Genomic DNA, 17888 nt, shown 5'->3' with positions numbered 1-17888 from the left:
CGCGGTGTCGCGGAAAACCGGCTCGACGATCGCCCACGCTTCCGGATCGCCGCCGACCATGTAGCAGGCGCCGTGGCGGGCGCCTTCCATGCCGCCGGAAGTGCCGGCGTCGAGGAAGTGGATGCCCGATTTCTTGAGCTGCTCGTAGCGGCGGATCGACTCTTTGTAGTGGGAGTTGCCGGCTTCGATGACGATATCGCCTTTGCTCAGCAGCGGGGTCACTTCGTCCAGAACGGAGTCGACGACGGCGTGGGGAACCATGATCCAGAGCACTCGCGGGGAAGCGAGCGATTGAACGAGCTCCTTGAGGCTGGTGGTGCCTTTGGCGCCGAGCGCCTTGACGGATGCGACCGCATCGGCGTTCAGGTCGAACGCGACGACGTCGTGCTTGTGATCCATCAGATTTTGCGCGAGATTAAAACCCATTTTACCGAGACCGATCAGACCGATTTGCATGAATGTCTCCTCCTGTTGTTACAAAATTTCTTGGACGGTGCGGACAACGTTGGCTGCGGTGAAGCCGAAGTGGGCGAGCACGTCGGTGCCGGAGCCGGAAGCGCCGAACGTATCGATGGCGATCGTCTTCCCTTGAGCGCCGGTGTAGCGTTCCCAACCGAGCGAGATCCCGGCTTCGACGGACACTCTCTTCGTCACCGACGGAGGGAGGACCGAATCCTTGTACGCCTGGGATTGGCGTTCGAACAGCTCCCAGCTCGGCATGGCGACGACCCGGACGGAGCGCCCTTCCTTCTCCAGCTCCGCTTGGGCGGCCAGCGCCAGAGAAACCTCGGAGCCGGTGGCGATCAGAATCGCTTCCGGAGCGGACTTCGGCTCGGAGAGCACGTAAGCGCCCTTGGACAGCTGCTCGACGTTCGCCTTCGTTTGCTCCAGCACGGGCAGGTTCTGCCGGCTGAGCACGAGAGCGACCGGGCCGTCCGTTTGCTGCAGCGCGTACGCCCATGCGTTGGCCGTCTCGTTCGCGTCGCTCGGACGGATGACCGTCAAGCCGGGAATCGCCCGAAGCGCGGCGAGTTGCTCGATCGGCTCGTGGGTGGGGCCGTCTTCCCCGACCGCGATGGAGTCGTGCGTGAACACGTACGTAACCGGCAGCTTCTGCAGCGCGGCCAGACGAATGGACGGGCGCAGGTAATCGTTGAACACGAAGAACGTGCTGACGAAAGGCTTCACGCCGCCGTGCAGCGCCATGCCGTTGCCGGCCGCGCCCATCGCGTGCTCGCGAACGCCGAAGTAGACGTTGCGGCCGCTGTACGATTGCACGGCGTAGACCGCTTCGCCCTTGATGTCCGTCATCGTCGAGTGCGACAAGTCCGCGCTGCCGCCGAAGATGGCGGGAACCTTTTTCACATAGTGGTTGATCGCTTCGCCGCTCGCTACGCGAGTCGATACGCTCTTGGCCGGGTCGAAGACGAGCAGGTCGGACGCGGCCAGAACCGCTTTGCCTTCGATCGCCGCTTCAAGCTCGGCGGCCAGTTCCGGGTAGGCGGCTTTGTACGAAGCGAACCGCTTCTTCCATGCTTCCTCGGCAGCCGCTCCTTGCTTGGCCAGTTCGGCGAAATGGGCTCTTACTTCGTCGGGCACATGGAAGTTGTTCTCGTAATGCCAGCCGTACACTTGCTTGGTCGCTTTCGCTTCCTCTTCGCCGAGCGGATTGCCGTGCGCCTTGTTCGTGCCGGCGACCTTGGGGCTGCCATAGCCGATGACGGTCCGGATCTCGATCAGCGTCGGCTGATCCGTATTCCGCTTTGCCGCGGCGATGGCCGCGCTGATGGCGTCCAAGTCGTTGCCGTCCTCCACCCGAAGGTATTCCCACCGGGCCGATTCGGTCCGCTTGCGGATATCCTCGGAGAACGACAGGCCGAGCTCGCCGTCCAGCGAGATGCCGTTGGAATCGTACAGGACGATCAGCTTGCCGAGCCTCATATGTCCCGCCATCGACATCGCCTCGTAGGAGACGCCTTCCATCAGGCAGCCGTCGCCGACAAGCGCGTACGTATAGTGATCGATGATGGTATGGCCTTCCCGATTGTACTTGGCGGCGAGATGGGCTTCCGCCATCGCCATGCCGACCGCCGTCGCGATGCCTTGGCCGAGCGGGCCGGTCGTCGCCTCGACGCCGTCGGTGTGTCCGAATTCCGGATGCCCCGGCGTTTTGCTGCCCAGCTTGCGGAAGTTGCGCAAATCGTCGAGGGAGACTTGGTAGCCTGCCAGGTGCAGAAGGCTGTACAGCAAGCTGGAGCCGTGGCCGGCGGACAAGACGAACCGGTCGCGGTCGAACCATTTGGAATGGCCGGGATTGTGCTTCAGATGGTTGGCCCACAGCGCGTAGGCCATCGGTGCGGCGCCCATCGGCAATCCGGGGTGGCCCGAATTGGCGGCGTTCACCGCGTCGATGGACAAGGTGCGGATCGTATTGACCGCGAGCTGGGCAATGTTTTGGTTTTCGTTCATAGCGGCTATCTCCTTATGTTCAAACTGGATAGGGCAAGGCGCTTTTACACGAGCTGCGCCTGCTTGGCTTGGGCGGTCTCGGGATCGAGCAGCCAGCGGTGGCCGTCTTGTTCAAGCAGCCGATCGGACGCTTCCGGTCCGTTCGAACCGGCCTCGTAAAGATGAAGAGGGAGTTCATCCGCCTCGAACGCTTCAAGAATCGGCTGTACCCATTGCCAGGACATTTCGACCTCGTTCCAGTGGGCGAAGAACGTCGCATCGCCCTGGAGCGCATCGAAAATAAGCCGCTCGTAGGCTTCCGGCACGGCTTGCTGCGCGGTATGGGAATCCATTTGAAGCGTGTCGATGTGCCCGGCGTTCAGCGCGTTCTTCCCGTTCAGCAGGAACGTTACTTTCTCGTTCGGGTTGATCTCGATGACGAGCAAGTTCGGGGGAGTGGATTCGCCCCGGGACGCGTACAAATGCTCCGTCGGGTTTTTGAATTCGACCACGATGCGCGTCGACTTCGCGGCCATCCGTTTCCCGGTGCGGATATAGAAAGGTACTCCCTTCCATTCCGGGTCGTCGATCCACAAGCGGGCGGCTACGAACGTGTCGTTGCGGGAAGACGCCGGGATTCCGGGTTCTTCGAGATAAGCGGGAACCGGCTTCCCTTGAATGGCGCCGCTTGCGTATTGGCCGCGGACCACGTTCGCGGCGACTTCGGATCTCGGAATCGGACGAAGGGACGCCATAATTTTCCGTTTCTCGTTGCGGATTTCGGCCGCCGTAATTTGCTTCGGAAGACGCATCGCCGTCATCATCAGCATTTGCAGCATATGGTTCTGTACCATATCGCGAATGGCTCCGGACTGGTCGTAATATCCCGCGCGTTCCTCGACGCCGACCGTCTCGCTGGCCGTAATTTGCACGTTGGCGATGTGCCGGTTGTTCCAGACGGCTTGAATGACGGGGTTGGCGAGGACGAACGTCTCCAGATTTTGCACCATCGTTTTGCCGAGATAATGATCGATGCGGAAAATTTCGTCTTCCTCGAAAGCCTTGCTAAGCTTCGCGTTCAGCTGCCGGGCGGACTCGAGATCGTGACCGAACGGCTTCTCGATGACGAGGCGCTTCCAGCCGGCCGTGTCGCCGAGCCCGCTCTCCTTGATATTGGAGGCGATCACGTCGAACAGGTCGGGACCGACCGACAAGTAGAACAGGCGGTTGTCCGGGATGTTCAGTTCGCTCTCGCGTTGCCGCACCAGATGAAGCAGCTTGACATAGTCCTCGGTACGGTTCACGTCCAGCGTCTGGTACCGGAAAGCGGACAGGAAAGCGGCCGTTGCGGTGCCGGGCGATGCGGGACGTCTGGAGAATTCGTTCAGCGATTTTTCCACATGGGATTGAAACGCTTCGTCGGTCCATTCTCTTCGGCCCAGTCCGACGACGGAGAAGGTGGAAGGGAGCTTGCCTTCCAGATGAAGATTGTAGAGGGCGGGAAAAATTTTCCGCTTGGCCAGATCGCCTGTGGCTCCAAACAAGACAAACGTCATGGATTCCATAGATGTTATCCTCCTAAAGATCCCAATCCAATTCCTTGCGTGCTTGTCTCTCTAGTTCTTGCTATCGTTCCTGAAATGCAGGAGAAACGGACGAATTTACAATGGCATATCCGCGCCTTCCTTCTTCCGAATAAACGGTTACTTATTGTTACCTGTCTATTTACAGTGCCCATCATACGCCCGTTTCACGGGTTCGTCAACCTGTCAATTGACAGAAATGTGAAATTGCCAATTAAATCGCTTTATGATAACGTTTACTTATGATAAAATAATGAAGCGCATCTTTTGTCTGGATTCCAAATTGAATTCATTTTTGCTTGTACCGGCGGCGTCTGGAATTTTATCGAGGGAACAATAAGTAACTTGATAACATTTAGGAGGGGCGAAAATGGAAGCAATCCGACATCCGGAACAATTGTGCGCCAAAGTGGAACATGCCCATCAATTGGTCAGCCGAAAATGGGTCAGCCTCATCATTCACACCTTGATGGAGGAGCCCAAGCGTTTCGGCGAGATTCACGGCTATATTCCGGATCTGAGCAAACGCGTGCTGAACGAGCGGTTAAAAGATATGGAGCAGGAAGGCATTCTGATCCGCAATGTCATCACGTCCAGGCCGATTCGCACGGAATATTCGCTGACCCGCAAGGGAGTCGAGCTGGGAAGAGCTTTGCAGGCGTTGGAGGATTGGGCGGAGAAATGGTTGTAATCGAACGCGAGGCTAAGATGCGTTTGACGCTGATCGCTGCGATGTTGGCGGTTCCGGCCGTTGCGGAATTGGAAAAAGGCTCCCGAGAGAGCGCCGTCTGTCATGTCGGCCTGGGCTCGGGAGCCTTCTTGTTTGGAACGGGATCGGGCGGATAGGCCGGCTACGGCTTTTGCTTCAGCGCGACCGCGATTTGCGCCGCCACCGCCGCGTTGTGATAGACGAGCTGGATGTTGGTCGCCAGGCTTTTGCCCTCCGTCAGCTGCTTGATTCGGCTCAGCAGGAACGGCGTCACCTTCTTGCCGGCAATGTGCTGTTCGTTCGCTTCCCGCAGCGCCTGCCGGATGACGCCCTCGATCTCTTCGTGCTTCATCGCGTGCGCTTCCGGAACCGGATTGGCGATCACGGCGCCGCCGGACAGCCCGAGCTCCCATTTGGTCCGCAGCATGGCGGCCACTTCGTCCGGCGAGTCGAGCCGGAAGTCGACGCTGAAGCCGCTCTCGCGCGAATAGAAGGAGGGGAAGACGTCCGTCTTGTAGCCGACGACGGGAACGCCGTGCGTCTCCAAATATTCGAGCGTGCGGCCGATGTCGAGAATCGACTTGGCGCCGGCGCAAACGACGGCGACGTTGGTCCGGGCCAGCTCCGTCAAGTCGGCGGAAATGTCCATCGTCTTCTCGCCTTCGCGGTGAACGCCGCCGATGCCGCCGGTCGCGAACACCTCGATGCCCGCCAGCGCCGCGCCGATCATCGTCGCCGCCACCGTCGTCGCGCCGACTTTGCCGGAGGAGAGAACGTGGGCGAAGTCGCGGCGGCTCACCTTTTCCACGGACGGGTGGGTGGCGAACGTCTCCAGTTCGGCTGCGTTCAGCCCGATCTTGACATGGCCGTTCAGGATGCCGATCGTGGCGGGAACCGCGCCGTGCTCGCGAATGATTCGCTCGACGCTGCGGGCCGTCTCGATGTTCTGGGGATACGGCATGCCGTGCGAGATGATCGTCGTCTCCAGCGCGACGACCGGCTTGCCGGCGCTCAACGCCTCTTGGACTTCCTCGGTGAATTGAAGATAGCGGTTAATGGGGATCGCTTCCTTTCGATTGGATGAGGGCTTGGTTCAATCGTTCTTCGTTCAGCAGGTCCGACGCCGAATCCGCCGTTTGCAGGGCCAGATGCGCGGCGGCGAGCCCACGGCGGCACGCTTCGGGATAGGAGAGGCCGCGCAGGACGCCGTAGACGACTCCGGCCAGAAAGGCGTCCCCCGCCCCCGTCACCTCGACAACCTCCGTCGGAATGGCGGGCAGCAGGAGGCCTTCGTGCGCTTCGCCGGCGTAATAAACGCCTTTCCGGCCCAAGGTGATGAAGACATGGCCTGCGCCTCGCGCGCGAATGGCGTCCGCCAACGCCCGGCAGTCGGGCTCCGCTTGAAGCGGCGTTCCGGCCAGCTCGCAAGCTTCCGCCGCGTTCGGGAAAACGGCGGTTACGCCGAGCAGCGAATGCGGCAGCTTCTTCGCCTTCTCCGGCGAGATCGGGTCGACGAACAGCGGCAGAGCCTCGGCGCGGCAACGTTCGACCAGCCAGTGCAGGCTGTCGGCGGGCAGGTTGGCGTCGGCGACGACGAGCTTCGAGGCGGCGATATGCGGCCATTTCTCTTGCAGCAGATCCGGCGTGAAGCGGTCGTAGATGCTCATGTCGGCGAAGGCGACGAACAGCTCGCCGTCCGGCTCGAGCAGCGCCGTGTAGCTGCCCGTCTTCTCGCCCCTAAGGGCGACGGAAGGCCCGGTATCCACGCCGAGCTTGTCCGTCTCGTCCAGAACCCAGCGGCCCGCCTGGTCGTCTCCGACCAGCGTCAGCAGGGTGACGCGGCACGACAGCCTCGCCAGATTCGCCGCAATGTTGCGCGCGACGCCCCCGCACGCTTGCGTCACCGCGACGGGGTTGGACGCCGCCGGCCGCAGCGGCTGGTTGCCGGTCGCCTTGCTGTCCAGGTTGGCGCCTCCGATGCAGGCGACGGAGCCTTCATCGGCCGTTATATAGGCGCGGCCGCGGATGATGCCTTTGCGGGTAAGCGAAGCGATGTGCCCGGCGACGGCCGAGCGCGACAGGCCGATCCGGCCGGCGATCTCCCGCTGCGAGACGAACGGGTTCCGGCGAATGAGCGCCAAAATTTGCTGTTCGCGGTCCATAGGCGGCTCTCCTGGAAAAAATAGTTTTCAGACATTTGTTTGAATTATAAACAAAAGTCTGAATATTCGGCAATTATTTTTTTTCGCAGCGCCTTGCCGTGCCGCTTGGAGGTAATGAAGCCGCCATCGTAGGCTAAGAGCCGAGTAGCGCGCATGAGAGTGCTGTAAGCCGCCATCGTCGGGTTAGAGAGCCGCGGTGCGTCGTTTGGCATGCTGTAGGCCGTTCAAGCGCAGGGTTCTGCGGACACAACGAAAAAAGGAGCGGCCGGCGGCCGTCTCCTTTGATGAACTTCGTGCCGTGCCTCACCCCTGAAGCATGGGGGTCAGCTTCGCAATGACGCCGGCGAGCTCCCGCGAATTGCGGTCGTACATTTGCTTGGCTTCCGGATCGCGCGTCGATACCGCGAACAGCTCCAGGTCCGCTTGCGTCTTCTTCAGCGTGGCGAGCAGAAGCGCTTTGCCTTGCGGAGCAGGCACCTTGAGCTTGTCGTCGTACAGATCGACGTACAACTGCTGGTAAGCGTCCACTTGGCCCAGGAACACGTTCTCCACGGTCACGCCGATTTTTTCCAGCTCCGCGTTCAGCCATCCCCGGCTCAGCCCGATCGTCGCCAGCGGCTCGTCCAAATACTTGCCGTCCATAATGACCGTCTGCGGCTCGACTTCGTTCACCGTTTTGATTCCGAGGTGGCTGGCGGTCAGAGGCTGCTTGTCCTTCTTGAGCATAATGCTCAGCTCCCCGTTCGTCTCCATGACGGCGAATTCGACGTCGGCCACGTTGAACACGTTCTTGGTCCGCATCTGTTCGAGCAGCTCGTCCGCGGTCAGCCGTTCTTTCTTGAGATTGTCCTCCAGCACTTTGCCTTCCTTGACGAGCACGCGCCCGCTGCCTTCAAGCCATCGGCGGAGCTTCTTGCTCTTGAGCATCAGGAATTCGAACCCGAACGGCACGGTGAACCAGACGAGCAGCGCGAGAACCCCGTAAAAATAATGGGATTCCATGTCCGTGGAGATGAAGCCGGCCAATTCCCCCATCGTAATCCCGAGGACGTATTCGAAGAAAGTTAACTGCGAAATTTGCTTCTTGCCGAGAATCCGGGTCATCGCGAACAAGATGACTAATGCTCCCAGCGAGCGGAAAATAATTTGTCCCCATTCAGGCACGACAGGTCAATCCTTTCCTGTTAACGATTCGGGCGGCGCTTCGAGCGCGACTGCGTGGGCGATGCCCGGTATGGATTCCCCCTGCTGCAAGGAGATGGGGGAATGCAGCGAGCCGGTAGCTACAACGAGAATGCGCCGCAGCTCCCGCTTGCGAAGCTTGCGGACGAGATGGCCGTACGTGACGACGGCGGTGCAGGCGCAGCCGCTTCCTCCGGCCTGAACCATCTGCTTCTCGTAGTCGTAGATCATCATGCCGCAATCGCGGAACCGGGTTTTGTGCATCGGAATGTTGTGCTTCTCGAACAATTCGGCGGCGATCGCGTGTCCGACTTTGGCCAGGTCTCCGGTTACGATCATGTCGTAGTGGTCGGGACCGACCTGCAAGTCCCGGAAATGAGCCGTAATCGTATCGACGGCCGCCGGAGCCATCGCCGCGCCCATGTTGTACGGGTCCTTGATGCCCATGTCGACGACCCGGCCGATCGTCGCCGAAGCGATAAGCGGCCCGGAGCCTTCCAGCGAGACGACGCCGGCTCCGGCTCCCGTCACGGTATATTGCGCCGACGGCGGCTTCTGCGAGCCGTATTCCGTCGGATAGCGGAACTGCTTCTCCGCGCTCGAATTGTGGCTGCAGGTGGCGGCCAGCGCATGCTTCGCGCCTCCGGTGCTGACAAGGTACGAGGCAAGCGCCAGGCTCTCCATCGACGTCGAGCAGGCTCCGAACACGCCCAGATAAGGAATCGTGAGCGTGCGCGAAGCGTAACTGCTGCTCGTAATCTGGTTCAGCAGGTCCCCGCCGATGTAAAATTGGATCTGCTCCTTCGTCAGCCCCGCGCGCTCGATGGCGATGTTGGACGCTTCCTCCAGCAGCGTTCGTTCCGCCTTTTCCCAACTGTCTTGACCGACAAGGCTGTCCCCGTGAATAATGTCGAAGTCGTTGGCGAGCGGTCCCCGGCCTTCGAACGGCCCGACGACAGCGGCGGTGGAGACGAGCACGGGCTTCGGGTGGAAAACCCAGCTTTGATGCCCTTTGAGCATAGTCGCCGTCAGCCTCCCTGTGTGAAAATGAGACGGATAGTGGCGATTGCGAAGGCGGCGACCGTGCCGAAGACGATAACCGGTCCCGCCAGCTTGAACATATTCGCGCCGATGCCGAGGACGACGCCTTCGCTGCGATGCTCGATCGCCGTCGAGGCCATCGAATTCGCAAAGCCCGTCACCGGCACGGCGGAGCCCGCTCCGGCCCATTGTCCGAGTTTGTCGTAGACGCCGAGGCACGTGAGCACCACGGACGCGATAATGAGGATGGCGACCGTTGGATTGGCCGCCTGCCTCTCGTTCATGCCTCCCCAATGGATGAGCATTTGCTGGACGCACTCTCCGACGAGACAGATCAGCCCGCCGGCCAGAAAAGCCCGGAGCGAATTTTTCGCGACCGAGCGCTTCGGCATTCGGCTTAGCGCGAGGCGCTGGTATTCCCGTTGCGTCGGAGTCAATTTCTTCAGCTTCTTGTTGGCCATGAACCGGCTTCCCCCTGCTTTGCCAATTTGGTATCAGGATGCCACCAAAGCTGCTTTTTTACGACAACGATTTTGGCGGTTATGAATTTCGGGGAATCGGGGAACCTTATCAGACGTCCTGCCTTAAGGATATTCCCCATTCAGAGAGGTGAGATGAAGGATGACGGTCGCGTCCCAAGTCAAAACGTGCGTCGCCTCTTTGAAGAGCGCGCAAGCGAGCCTGGAGCAATTCGCCCTGAACACGCAAAACCAGGAGGCCAAAAACTTGTTCACGAGCGCCGCTCAACAAACGCAGCAAATCGTGAGCCAAGTGGAGTCTAGAGTGCAGCAGCTCGAGAACGAAGAACCGCAATACAAAGGGTTCTAATGGCCCGGAACACGGAAGTAAGGTCCTGCGACAAGCGCAGGGCCTTATTTTTTGGGATGTTTTAACAAGGATCGTCTTCTATCGGCATATTAGCGGGACATTTTTCGAGTTTATAATTGACGCGCCTCCGAAGACCCTATTAAACTTAGGAATAATGATGGAAATAGGATAAAAAGGGGCAGAGGATATGAAAAAACGCATTTGGGCACCGCTATTGATAGCGGTTGCCATGCTTGCGACCGCAGGCTGCGGCGCCAAATCGAACGACAACGCCGGGGCGAGCCCGAGCGCAAGCTCCAGCCCGAGCGCCAGCGCCAGCTCGTCGGCATCGCCGGATTCCTCCGATTCGAAGACGTACTCCATCGCCATCTCGCAGATTGTCGAGCATCCGTCGCTGGACGCTACCCGCGAAGGCTTCCTGGCGGCATTGAAGGACGCCGGCATCGAAGAAGGCAAAAACCTGAAGGTGGACTACAACAACGCGCAAGGCGACCAAAGCAACAACCTGTCGATCGGCCAGAAGCTCGGCTCCCAGAAATATGACCTCGTTCTAGCTATCGCAACGCCTTCGGCGCAAGCGGTCGTGCAGAATGTGAAAAACTCGCCGGTTCTGTTCGCGGCGGTGACGGACCCGATGGACGCCAAGATCGTTACGAATCTCGACAAACCGGGCGGCAACGTGACCGGGGCGTCGGATACGAACCCGGCGGCCATTACGCAACTTATGGATTTCATCGCTTCCGATTTCCCGAACATCAAGACGGTGGGCGTCGTCATCAACGAAGGCGAACCGAACGCCGTAATCATGACCAAGAAAGCGGAAGAAGCGCTGTCCGCTCACGGCATCAAGCTCGTTAAGGCTCCGGTCACCAACACGTCCGAAGTGAAGCAAGCGGCGCAATCGCTGGTGGGTAAAGTGGACGCGTTCTACATTACGCTCGACAATATGGTCGTCAGCGGCGTCGACGCGATTATCCAAATCGCCAACGACAAGAAAATTCCGTTCTTCTCCAGCGACCGGGACACGGTTGAGAAGGGCGCGTTCGCGACGGTCGGCTTCAAATATTACGACCACGGCTACCAAGTCGGCCAGATGGCGGTCGATATTCTGAAGAACGGCAAAAACCCGGGCGACATGCCGGTCAAAATGCAGGAGAAGCTGGATTTGATCCTTAACTTGAAAGCCGCGGAAGCCCAAGGAATTACCGTTACGGACGATATGAAGAAAAAGGTGCAGGATCCGGACAACGATATTATCCAGTAACGGTGGCAGACAACAGGCGGGGGTGAACGTTCCATGCGTTCACTCCGCTTGTCGCTTATAAGGAGGCAAATCCATGCTCGATTCGATTTACGGGGCCATCCAGCTCGGCTTGATGTACGCTTTGATGGCGCTCGGAGTTTATATCACGTTCCGGATTCTCGATTTTCCGGATTTGACCGTCGACGGCAGCTTTACGACCGGCGGCGCGATCGCGGCGGTTATGATCACGCACGGCTATCATCCGCTGCTGGCGACGCTTGGCGCTTTGGTCGGCGGTCTGCTGGCGGGCGCTTGCACCGGCCTGCTCCATACGAAGGGCCGAATCAACGGGCTGCTGTCCGGGATTCTTATGATGATCGCGCTCTATTCGATCAACATGCGAATTATGGGCAAACCGAATATTTCGTTGATCGGAGAGGACACGCTGTTCTCGTCCATCGCTTCGAAGACGCTCGTTTATATTCTCGTTCTGCTCGTTGTAGCTGTCGTCTTCAAATTGCTCCTGGACGGATTCCTGCATACGGATCTCGGCCTGGCGCTGCGCGCGACGGGGGACAACGACCGGATGATCCGAAGCCTGGGCGCGAATACCGACCGGACCAAAATTATCGGGATCAGCCTGTCGAACGGGCTGGTCGCCCTGTCGGGCGCTTTAATCGCACAGGATGGCGGATTTGCCGACATTAACATGGGCATCGGGATGATCGTCATCGGTCTCGCTTCCGTCATTATCGGCGAAGCGATCTTCGGCGCGCGGATCGTGTTCCAGGCGACGCTGGCGGCGCTGCTCGGTTCGGTCGTCTACCGGATCGTCATCGCTCTCGCTTTGCGCGCGGAATGGCTTCACCTGGAGGCTACCGATCTGAAGCTCATTACCGCCATTATCGTCATCGTGGCGCTTGTCATTCCGACGGTCCGCCGCGCGATGAAGCAGAAGAACGTAGCGCGCAGGCGGTCCGCCGAGCTCGCGGCTGCAGGCCGGAAGGGAGGACAAGCCTGATGCTGGACATTCAAAACGTAACGAAGCTGTTCAATCCGGGCACCCCGGACGAGAAAAGCGCGCTCGTCAACATCCGGCTGTCGCTGAAGCCAGGCGATTTCGTCACGGTCATCGGAAGCAACGGCGCGGGCAAATCCACCCTGATGAACATTATCTCCGGCGTAATGAAGCCGGACATCGGCGAAGTCCGAATCGGCGGAACGGACGTCACGCAGCTGTCGGAGTTCAAGCGGAGCCGCTGGATCGGACGGGTATTCCAGGACCCGATGGCGGGGACCGCTCCGACGATGACGATCGAGGAAAATTTGGCGATGGCCCTCCGTCGCGGCAAGTCCCGCGGCTTGAGCTGGGGCGTCTTCGCAGCCAAGCGCAAGCTGTTCCGCGAGCAGCTTCAGCGCCTCGGCATCGGTCTGGAGAACCGGCTGAAGGCGAAGGTGGGGCTGCTGTCCGGGGGCGAGCGCCAGGCGCTCAGCTTGCTGATGGCGACGTTCACCCAGCCGCAAATTTTGCTGCTGGACGAGCATACCGCCGCTCTCGACCCGGCCCGCGCCGAGCTGATCACGAAGCTGACCGAGAAGGTGGTCCGCGAGATGAAGCTGACGACGCTCATGGTCACGCACAACATGGAGCAGGCGATCCGCCTCGGCAACCGGCTGATCATGATGGACAAGGGCCGCATCATTCTCGACATTCCGGAGGAACGGAAGAAGGATCTGACGGTCGCCCAATTGCTCGGCGAGTTCGAGCAGATCAGCGGCCACAAGCTGGCGGACGACCGGATCGTTCTCGGTTAATCTTTATCACGCGAAGCTCGCCGCATGCGGCGGGCTTTTTCGATTTGTTTTTTTAAATTTAGATTCATCCTGTTTTCATCGCCGCTTCATCTTCGGGTGCGACAATTCAAGTTAATTCGATCGCAGGGGCTGAATCCTGTTGCCATCGAGGCCGTCATCCTACGCCCCGAAGAGGAGAATCCCGAAATGGAATCTATCGTTAAGGAACGTTTAAATAAAAGCAAGTTTGCCGTTTGCGCCTCCATCCTCATTGCCGCCGCGTGCGTACTGCACCTCTTCGCAGCGGAGAGGTGGGCGGGCTTCCTCTCGGACCAGCGGCTGTTCGTCCAATGGTGGCAAAGCATCCAGCAGTTCGGGCTGGGCGGCGCTTACGCGCAAAACGGCAGCATCAACTATCCGCCGTTCTTCCTGCTCCTCATGGACGGATACGGCCGAATTCTGAAGCTCTTCGGCTTGACGCCGCATGCCGGAGAACTCTCCTTCAAAACGATCCTTCTCTTCATCGACCTTCTGAGCATGCTGCTGGCGGTCCGTCTGACGGCGGGGATGCGAAGCTGGGGTTGGCGGCTCGCCGTGCTGGCGCTGTTCGCGTTCAATCCGGCATTGATCGCGGACGGTCCCGTGTGGGGACAAGTCGACCTGCTGCACGGCATGTTGATGGTGCTCGCCATCGCGTCGGTTCCGAAGCGCCCGTGGTTGAGCGGACTCGTTATGGCCCTTGCGGTGCTGACGAAGTTTCAGGCCGTAACCGTCGTCCCGATCATCGGCATCTACTTGCTGGCCGAGCGGGTCCGGACCCGGCGCTGGCAGCCGGCGCTGCAATGGCTTGCCGCTTTCCTCGTCCCTTGGCTCGTTACCGCCGCCTATTTCGGCGCAGCCGGCGGCTTGGGCGCCATGATCCGTCAAGCTTATACCGATGCTGTAGGCAAATATACGAGCGTGACGATGAACGCCATGAACGTCTGGTTCCATATTACCGGCATCTCCCCGGCCACCGCCGATACGACAAAGATCATGGGTGTCGTCACATACCGCGCACTCGGGCTCATGACGTTCGCCGCGGCCGCCGCCTTCGTCTGCGTTTACGTCGTTCTGGCAACCCGGCGGCGTCTGCCTGCGGAAGCCGTCTTGTTCAAAGCGGCGGCTTCGATCAACCTGGCGTTCTTCATGCTGCCCACGGAAATTCACGAAAGGTACGGCATTCCTGCGCTGCTGTTCGTCCTCTTCGCCGTCGTTCATGACCGGCGCTGGCTTGCGCCGGCGGCTGCCTTGACCGTAACGACTTTCGTCAATCTGCTCGTCGTCCTGCAAAGAAGCGGAGGGCGGCAAGGCTTCGGCCGCAGCGGTCCCGGCGGGAATCGAACGGGCGGCATGGGGCGATTCGGGTGGGGAGGCATGACGCGCCCCGGGTCCGCTATGACCGGCAACGGCATGACCGGCAACGGCATGTCTGGCAACGGCATGTCTGGCAACGGCATGACCGGCAACGGCGGCTTCCACGGCGGCAATTTCGGCAGCGTGAGTCCCGGCGGCGGCACGTTCGGAGGCATCCGCGGCTTTGGCGGCTTCGGCTCCGGAAGGGGCTCCGGTTCAGCCCTTTCCGCAGCATACGCCTGGATTGCGATCGTGAACGTCGCCGTGCTGCTGCTCTTGTTCTGGCTGCTTTGGCGGGAGATCAGGCCGTCCCGGGGAGCCTCCTCCTCTGCCGCGGAGGAGGCTAGGCAGAAGGAAACTGCCTCTTCGCCTTCGCAATGATTCCGGCGATGCTCTGCTCGTAGCCGTAAATTTTCTCTTTATGATTCGTCAACTGGCGGTATAAAGTCAGCAGGCTGGAGAGCGAGGCTGCAGCCGACTTCGCGTCTCCCTTCTTTATCGATTGGGCGAACGATTTGGACAGCGGCGATATCGCCGTCTTGGCGGCGGTGACCGAGCTCTTCTCCGCGCTGATCTTCACCTTGAACGTATCGATATCCGCCAGCGTCGTCCGAATCGTCTTCGCTATCTTCGCGGTCGCTTCCTTCGCTGCCTTGTAAGCTTCGTCCCGCTTCTTGATCTCGTCGCGGGCCGCTTGAACGGCCGGCTTGAGCAGGTCGGCTTGCGTCTGGAGCAAGGCTTTGACCTCCTTGCTTCCAAGAGCTCTCGCGGCGCTGATCTGCTGATTGAGCTGTTTGTACTTGTCCAGCAGCGGCTGATAGCGCGCCCGCGTCTCCTTCGCTTTCGCCTGCAACGAGCTTAACTGGGCGGCATTAATTTGCTTAATGTTGTTGCGCGTGACCGTCAAAGCTTCCGCGTTGCTGTAATGCATCGTTTTGATCTTCGCATCCAAGCCGTTCTCCTGCTGCTGCAAGCTTACAAGATCGGCATACAATCCCCTCATCTTCGTCCCCTGGGCGCTATCCGCATTCGCGACCGCCTTGTCCCAAGCGGCCTTCGTCGACACCGGCCATTCCACCGTCGCCGCCATTCCCGCAGTCGGCCCGGATAACGCGATCCACGCTCCCAACAGTCCGGTTGCCAAAGCCCTAAAACGCTTCATCTTTCGTCCTCCTTCGAACATGATGGCGCAACGTCAAAAAGCACCTGCAAGAAAAGCCGGGATCGGCTCTTCCTCACAGGTGCTTCCCAATAAGGACGTGCGAACTTATGTTCCTAATATACACTTTATCGAATTCGCATGTCAAGAAGCCAAACCCCTTCGATCTATCGATTGGTCAGATTTGATTACACAAAAATAAAAATCGAAGTGACGGCTGCCGGATTCAGCCCCAAAAACAGCGAATTGGAGACCGGTTCGATGCTGAAAGCCGTATTCAGCGTCGATAAAGCAACGGGCTCGGACTTGAGGTTCATTTCCAAAGATATCTTTCTGTTGAACAACCCTCAACCCGGCGTATACGAGTTCCAAATAGGAGGAACGTCCTATACCGGCACTTTTACCGTTCGAGAGAAACTTTCGGCGAGAGAAGGCTCGTGATTGCCGCTCCGCTTTTTCCTCTGTATAATAGGTTGAAAAAATGTACATTCTTCAAAAAACATATTTTCGTTTTTTCGCATATGTAAGTCTAGAGGAGAGAGTTGAAGATCGCATGCCCGAAGAACGCACCGACGACAAGCTTGCCCGGATGATCGACATCGCCAAAATGTATTATCAGCTGAATTACAGCCAGCAAGAGATTGCGACGAAGCTGGGCATTTCGCGTCCGACGGTGTCCCGGTTTCTGCAGCAGGCCAAGGATGAGGGCTACGTCCAGATCAAAATATTGGACCCCAACGAGAACAATTGGGTGCTCGCCGCGCAAATCGAGCGCAAGTTCGGCTTGAAGAAGGCGCTTATCGTCTCGGTGCCGCAATACGAGGACGCCGTCGTGAAGAAGTATCTGGGCCTTGCGGCGGCTGATTATTTGCATCAGACGGTCAAGGAAGGCGACATCATCGCCACGACCTGGGGCACGACGCTGTACGAGGTGGCGTCCAACCTGCAAGGGAAGCTGGTCAAGGACGTCAAGGTCGTCCAGCTCAACGGCGGCGTCAGCCATTCGGAGACGAACACGTATGCGCACGAGATCGTCCACCTGTTCGGCAAAGCCTTCTATACGACGCCGTACTTCATCCCGCTGCCCGCCATCGTCGATCATCCGGTGGTCAAGCAGGCGATCGAGTCGGACCGGCACATTCGCAACATCCTGGAGCTGGGCAAGAAGTCGAACGTCGCCATCGTGACGGTAGGCGTGCCGACGGAAGATTCCGTCCTGATCAAGGCGAATTATTTTACCGAGGAAGATTTGAAGATCATTCACGAGAAGGGCGTTGGGGACATCTGCTCCCGTTATATCGATCTCGACGGGAACATCATCTCGAACGAGTTGAACCAGCGGACGATCGGCATCGACCTCGAGGAATTGAAGCGGAAGGAGCAATCGATCCTGGTGGCCGGCGGAGCCAAGAAAGCGGACGGCGTGTACGGAGCGCTTCGCGGGCGATATACCAATGTGCTCATTACGGATCAATTCACCGCGAAATATTTGTTGGACCGCGAATAGAGACGAAGGACGGGGAGAGGGAGAATAGCGATGGATACGAACAGACGGGTAACGAACGCGGAGCTTGCCGATTATATCGATCACACGCAGCTGAAGCCGGATTGCGGGAAAAGCGCGATCGTCCAGCTGTGTGAGGAGGCGGCCCGGCACCGGTTCGCGACGGTGTGCATCAATCCGTACTGGGTTCCGCTGGCGGCGGAGCTTCTGAAGGGGACCGGAGTGGGCGTCACGACCGTCGTCGGCTTCCCGCTCGGCGCGACGACGACGGGAGCGAAAGTCGCGGAGACGGAGGAGGCGCTCGCCAATGGGGCGACCGAGATCGACATGGTCATGAACGTCGGCGCGTTGAAATCGGGGATGTACGCCGAGACGGAGCGGGACATTGCGGCCGTTGTCGCGGCTTGCGCCGGCCGGGCGGCGGTGAAGGTCATTCTGGAGACGGGACTGTTGACGGACGACGAGAAAATCAAGGCTTGCGAGTTGAGCCGGTCGGCCGGCGCGGACTTTGTGAAGACGTCGACCGGCTTCGGCCCGGGCGGGGCGACGGCCGAGGATATCGCGCTCATGCGGCGGACCGTAGGCGAGCGGATGGGTGTGAAGGCGTCCGGGGGCGTACGGGACGCGGACGCTTGCCGCGCCATGATTGCGGCCGGGGCGACCCGCATCGGCACGAGCTCGGGCGTGGCGATCGTCAGCGGCGGGCAAGGCGAGGGGTACTGAGGGCGCTCGACAGCGCCGCATCGGGGGGAGGGTGTCCCGGACGGTCCAAGTCGACCGACCGGGACACCCCCTTGCTTGTTTCCGCGGAATGCCGGCCAAAGAGGCTCAGAATCTGAG

The 17888-nt window shown here is 59.5% G+C and carries 17 protein-coding genes; 8 read left to right on the top strand and 9 right to left on the bottom strand.

Translation table 11 applies throughout. From position 1 onward, the window contains the following. The 3 genes from G485_RS0124590 to zwf all read right to left on the bottom strand — a co-directional run. Nucleotides 1-456: NAD(P)-binding domain-containing protein (locus G485_RS0124590; protein ID WP_027093481.1), on the bottom strand; the 456-nt coding region annotated here is incomplete at its 3' end. A gap of 18 nt (nucleotides 457-474) precedes the next feature. Then, nucleotides 475-2469 carry a transketolase gene (gene tkt, locus G485_RS0124585; RefSeq protein ID WP_035158058.1) on the bottom strand — a complete coding sequence of 665 codons (1995 nt, stop codon included), beginning with the start codon at nucleotides 2467-2469 and terminating at the stop codon, nucleotides 475-477. 44 nt (nucleotides 2470-2513) lie between these two features. Further along, on the bottom strand, nucleotides 2514-4013 hold the full coding sequence (gene zwf, locus G485_RS0124580) for a glucose-6-phosphate dehydrogenase (RefSeq protein WP_027094731.1): 1500 nt from the start codon (nucleotides 4011-4013) through the stop codon (nucleotides 2514-2516). Between the two features lie 388 nt (nucleotides 4014-4401). On the opposite strand from zwf, the gene G485_RS0124575 reads away from it, so the two are divergent. Then, nucleotides 4402-4722 carry a winged helix-turn-helix transcriptional regulator gene (locus tag G485_RS0124575; protein WP_027094730.1) on the top strand — a complete coding sequence of 107 codons (321 nt, stop codon included), beginning with the start codon at nucleotides 4402-4404 and terminating at the stop codon, nucleotides 4720-4722. Nucleotides 4723-4882: 160 nt separating this feature from the next. Here G485_RS0124575 and G485_RS0124565 read toward each other — a convergent pair whose 3' ends face one another. From G485_RS0124565 to spoVAC, 5 genes are all read right to left on the bottom strand, one after another. After that, entirely contained in the window at nucleotides 4883-5797 is a 915-nt protein-coding gene (locus tag G485_RS0124565; protein WP_027094729.1) for a pseudouridine-5'-phosphate glycosidase, read from the bottom strand. After that, complete coding sequence (locus G485_RS0124560; protein WP_027094728.1) at nucleotides 5793-6902, bottom strand: carbohydrate kinase; 1110 nt, start codon at nucleotides 6900-6902, stop codon at nucleotides 5793-5795. Before G485_RS0124560 ends, G485_RS0124565 begins: the two co-directional genes overlap by 5 nt. A gap of 303 nt (nucleotides 6903-7205) precedes the next feature. Next, nucleotides 7206-8006 carry a DUF421 domain-containing protein gene (locus tag G485_RS0124555; RefSeq protein ID WP_084423491.1) on the bottom strand — a complete coding sequence of 267 codons (801 nt, stop codon included), beginning with the start codon at nucleotides 8004-8006 and terminating at the stop codon, nucleotides 7206-7208. 66 nt (nucleotides 8007-8072) lie between these two features. After that, nucleotides 8073-9104 carry a stage V sporulation protein AD gene (spoVAD, locus tag G485_RS0124550; RefSeq protein WP_027094726.1) on the bottom strand — a complete coding sequence of 344 codons (1032 nt, stop codon included), beginning with the start codon at nucleotides 9102-9104 and terminating at the stop codon, nucleotides 8073-8075. An 8-nt stretch (nucleotides 9105-9112) separates the two neighbouring features. Then, nucleotides 9113-9586 (bottom strand): stage V sporulation protein AC, encoded by a 474-nt coding sequence (gene spoVAC / locus G485_RS0124545; RefSeq protein ID WP_027094725.1) that lies wholly within the window; start codon nucleotides 9584-9586, stop codon nucleotides 9113-9115. Nucleotides 9587-9746: 160 nt separating this feature from the next. On the opposite strand from spoVAC, the gene G485_RS0124540 reads away from it, so the two are divergent. The 5 genes from G485_RS0124540 (at nucleotide 9747) to G485_RS0124520 (ending at nucleotide 14766) form a co-directional block, all read left to right on the top strand. Next, nucleotides 9747-9953 carry a DUF1657 domain-containing protein gene (locus G485_RS0124540; protein ID WP_027094724.1) on the top strand — a complete coding sequence of 69 codons (207 nt, stop codon included), beginning with the start codon at nucleotides 9747-9749 and terminating at the stop codon, nucleotides 9951-9953. Nucleotides 9954-10140: 187 nt separating this feature from the next. Beyond that, nucleotides 10141-11217, top strand: coding sequence for an ABC transporter substrate-binding protein (locus tag G485_RS0124535; protein WP_027094723.1), 1077 nt, complete (start codon nucleotides 10141-10143; stop codon nucleotides 11215-11217). A 73-nt stretch (nucleotides 11218-11290) separates the two neighbouring features. After that, complete coding sequence (locus G485_RS0124530) at nucleotides 11291-12217, top strand: ABC transporter permease (protein ID WP_027094722.1); 927 nt, start codon at nucleotides 11291-11293, stop codon at nucleotides 12215-12217. Continuing rightward, complete coding sequence (locus G485_RS0124525; RefSeq protein ID WP_027094721.1) at nucleotides 12217-13011, top strand: ABC transporter ATP-binding protein; 795 nt, start codon at nucleotides 12217-12219, stop codon at nucleotides 13009-13011. Before G485_RS0124530 ends, G485_RS0124525 begins: the two co-directional genes overlap by 1 nt. A 186-nt stretch (nucleotides 13012-13197) precedes the next feature. Next, nucleotides 13198-14766: a glycosyltransferase 87 family protein gene (locus G485_RS0124520; protein WP_027094720.1), complete on the top strand. Its 1569-nt coding sequence runs from the start codon at nucleotides 13198-13200 to the stop codon at nucleotides 14764-14766. Here G485_RS0124520 and G485_RS0124515 read toward each other — a convergent pair. Next, complete coding sequence (locus G485_RS0124515; RefSeq protein ID WP_051318562.1) at nucleotides 14729-15547, bottom strand: hypothetical protein; 819 nt, start codon at nucleotides 15545-15547, stop codon at nucleotides 14729-14731. The genes G485_RS0124520 and G485_RS0124515 overlap by 38 nt on opposite strands. A gap of 550 nt (nucleotides 15548-16097) precedes the next feature. Here G485_RS0124515 and G485_RS0124505 point away from each other — a divergent pair. Next, complete coding sequence (locus tag G485_RS0124505) at nucleotides 16098-17051, top strand: sugar-binding transcriptional regulator (protein ID WP_027094718.1); 954 nt, start codon at nucleotides 16098-16100, stop codon at nucleotides 17049-17051. Between the two features lie 30 nt (nucleotides 17052-17081). Beyond that, on the top strand, nucleotides 17082-17771 hold the full coding sequence (gene deoC, locus G485_RS0124500) for a deoxyribose-phosphate aldolase (protein WP_035158056.1): 690 nt from the start codon (nucleotides 17082-17084) through the stop codon (nucleotides 17769-17771). The last annotated feature ends 117 nt before the right edge of the window (nucleotides 17772-17888 follow it).

The sequence above is a fragment of the Cohnella thermotolerans DSM 17683 genome, assembly GCF_000429825.1.
GTDB classification, from domain to species: domain Bacteria; phylum Bacillota; class Bacilli; order Paenibacillales; family Paenibacillaceae; genus Cohnella; species Cohnella thermotolerans.
Note: the sequence above shows the minus strand (reverse complement) of the source record. Positions and strands in the feature narration are given on the sequence as shown.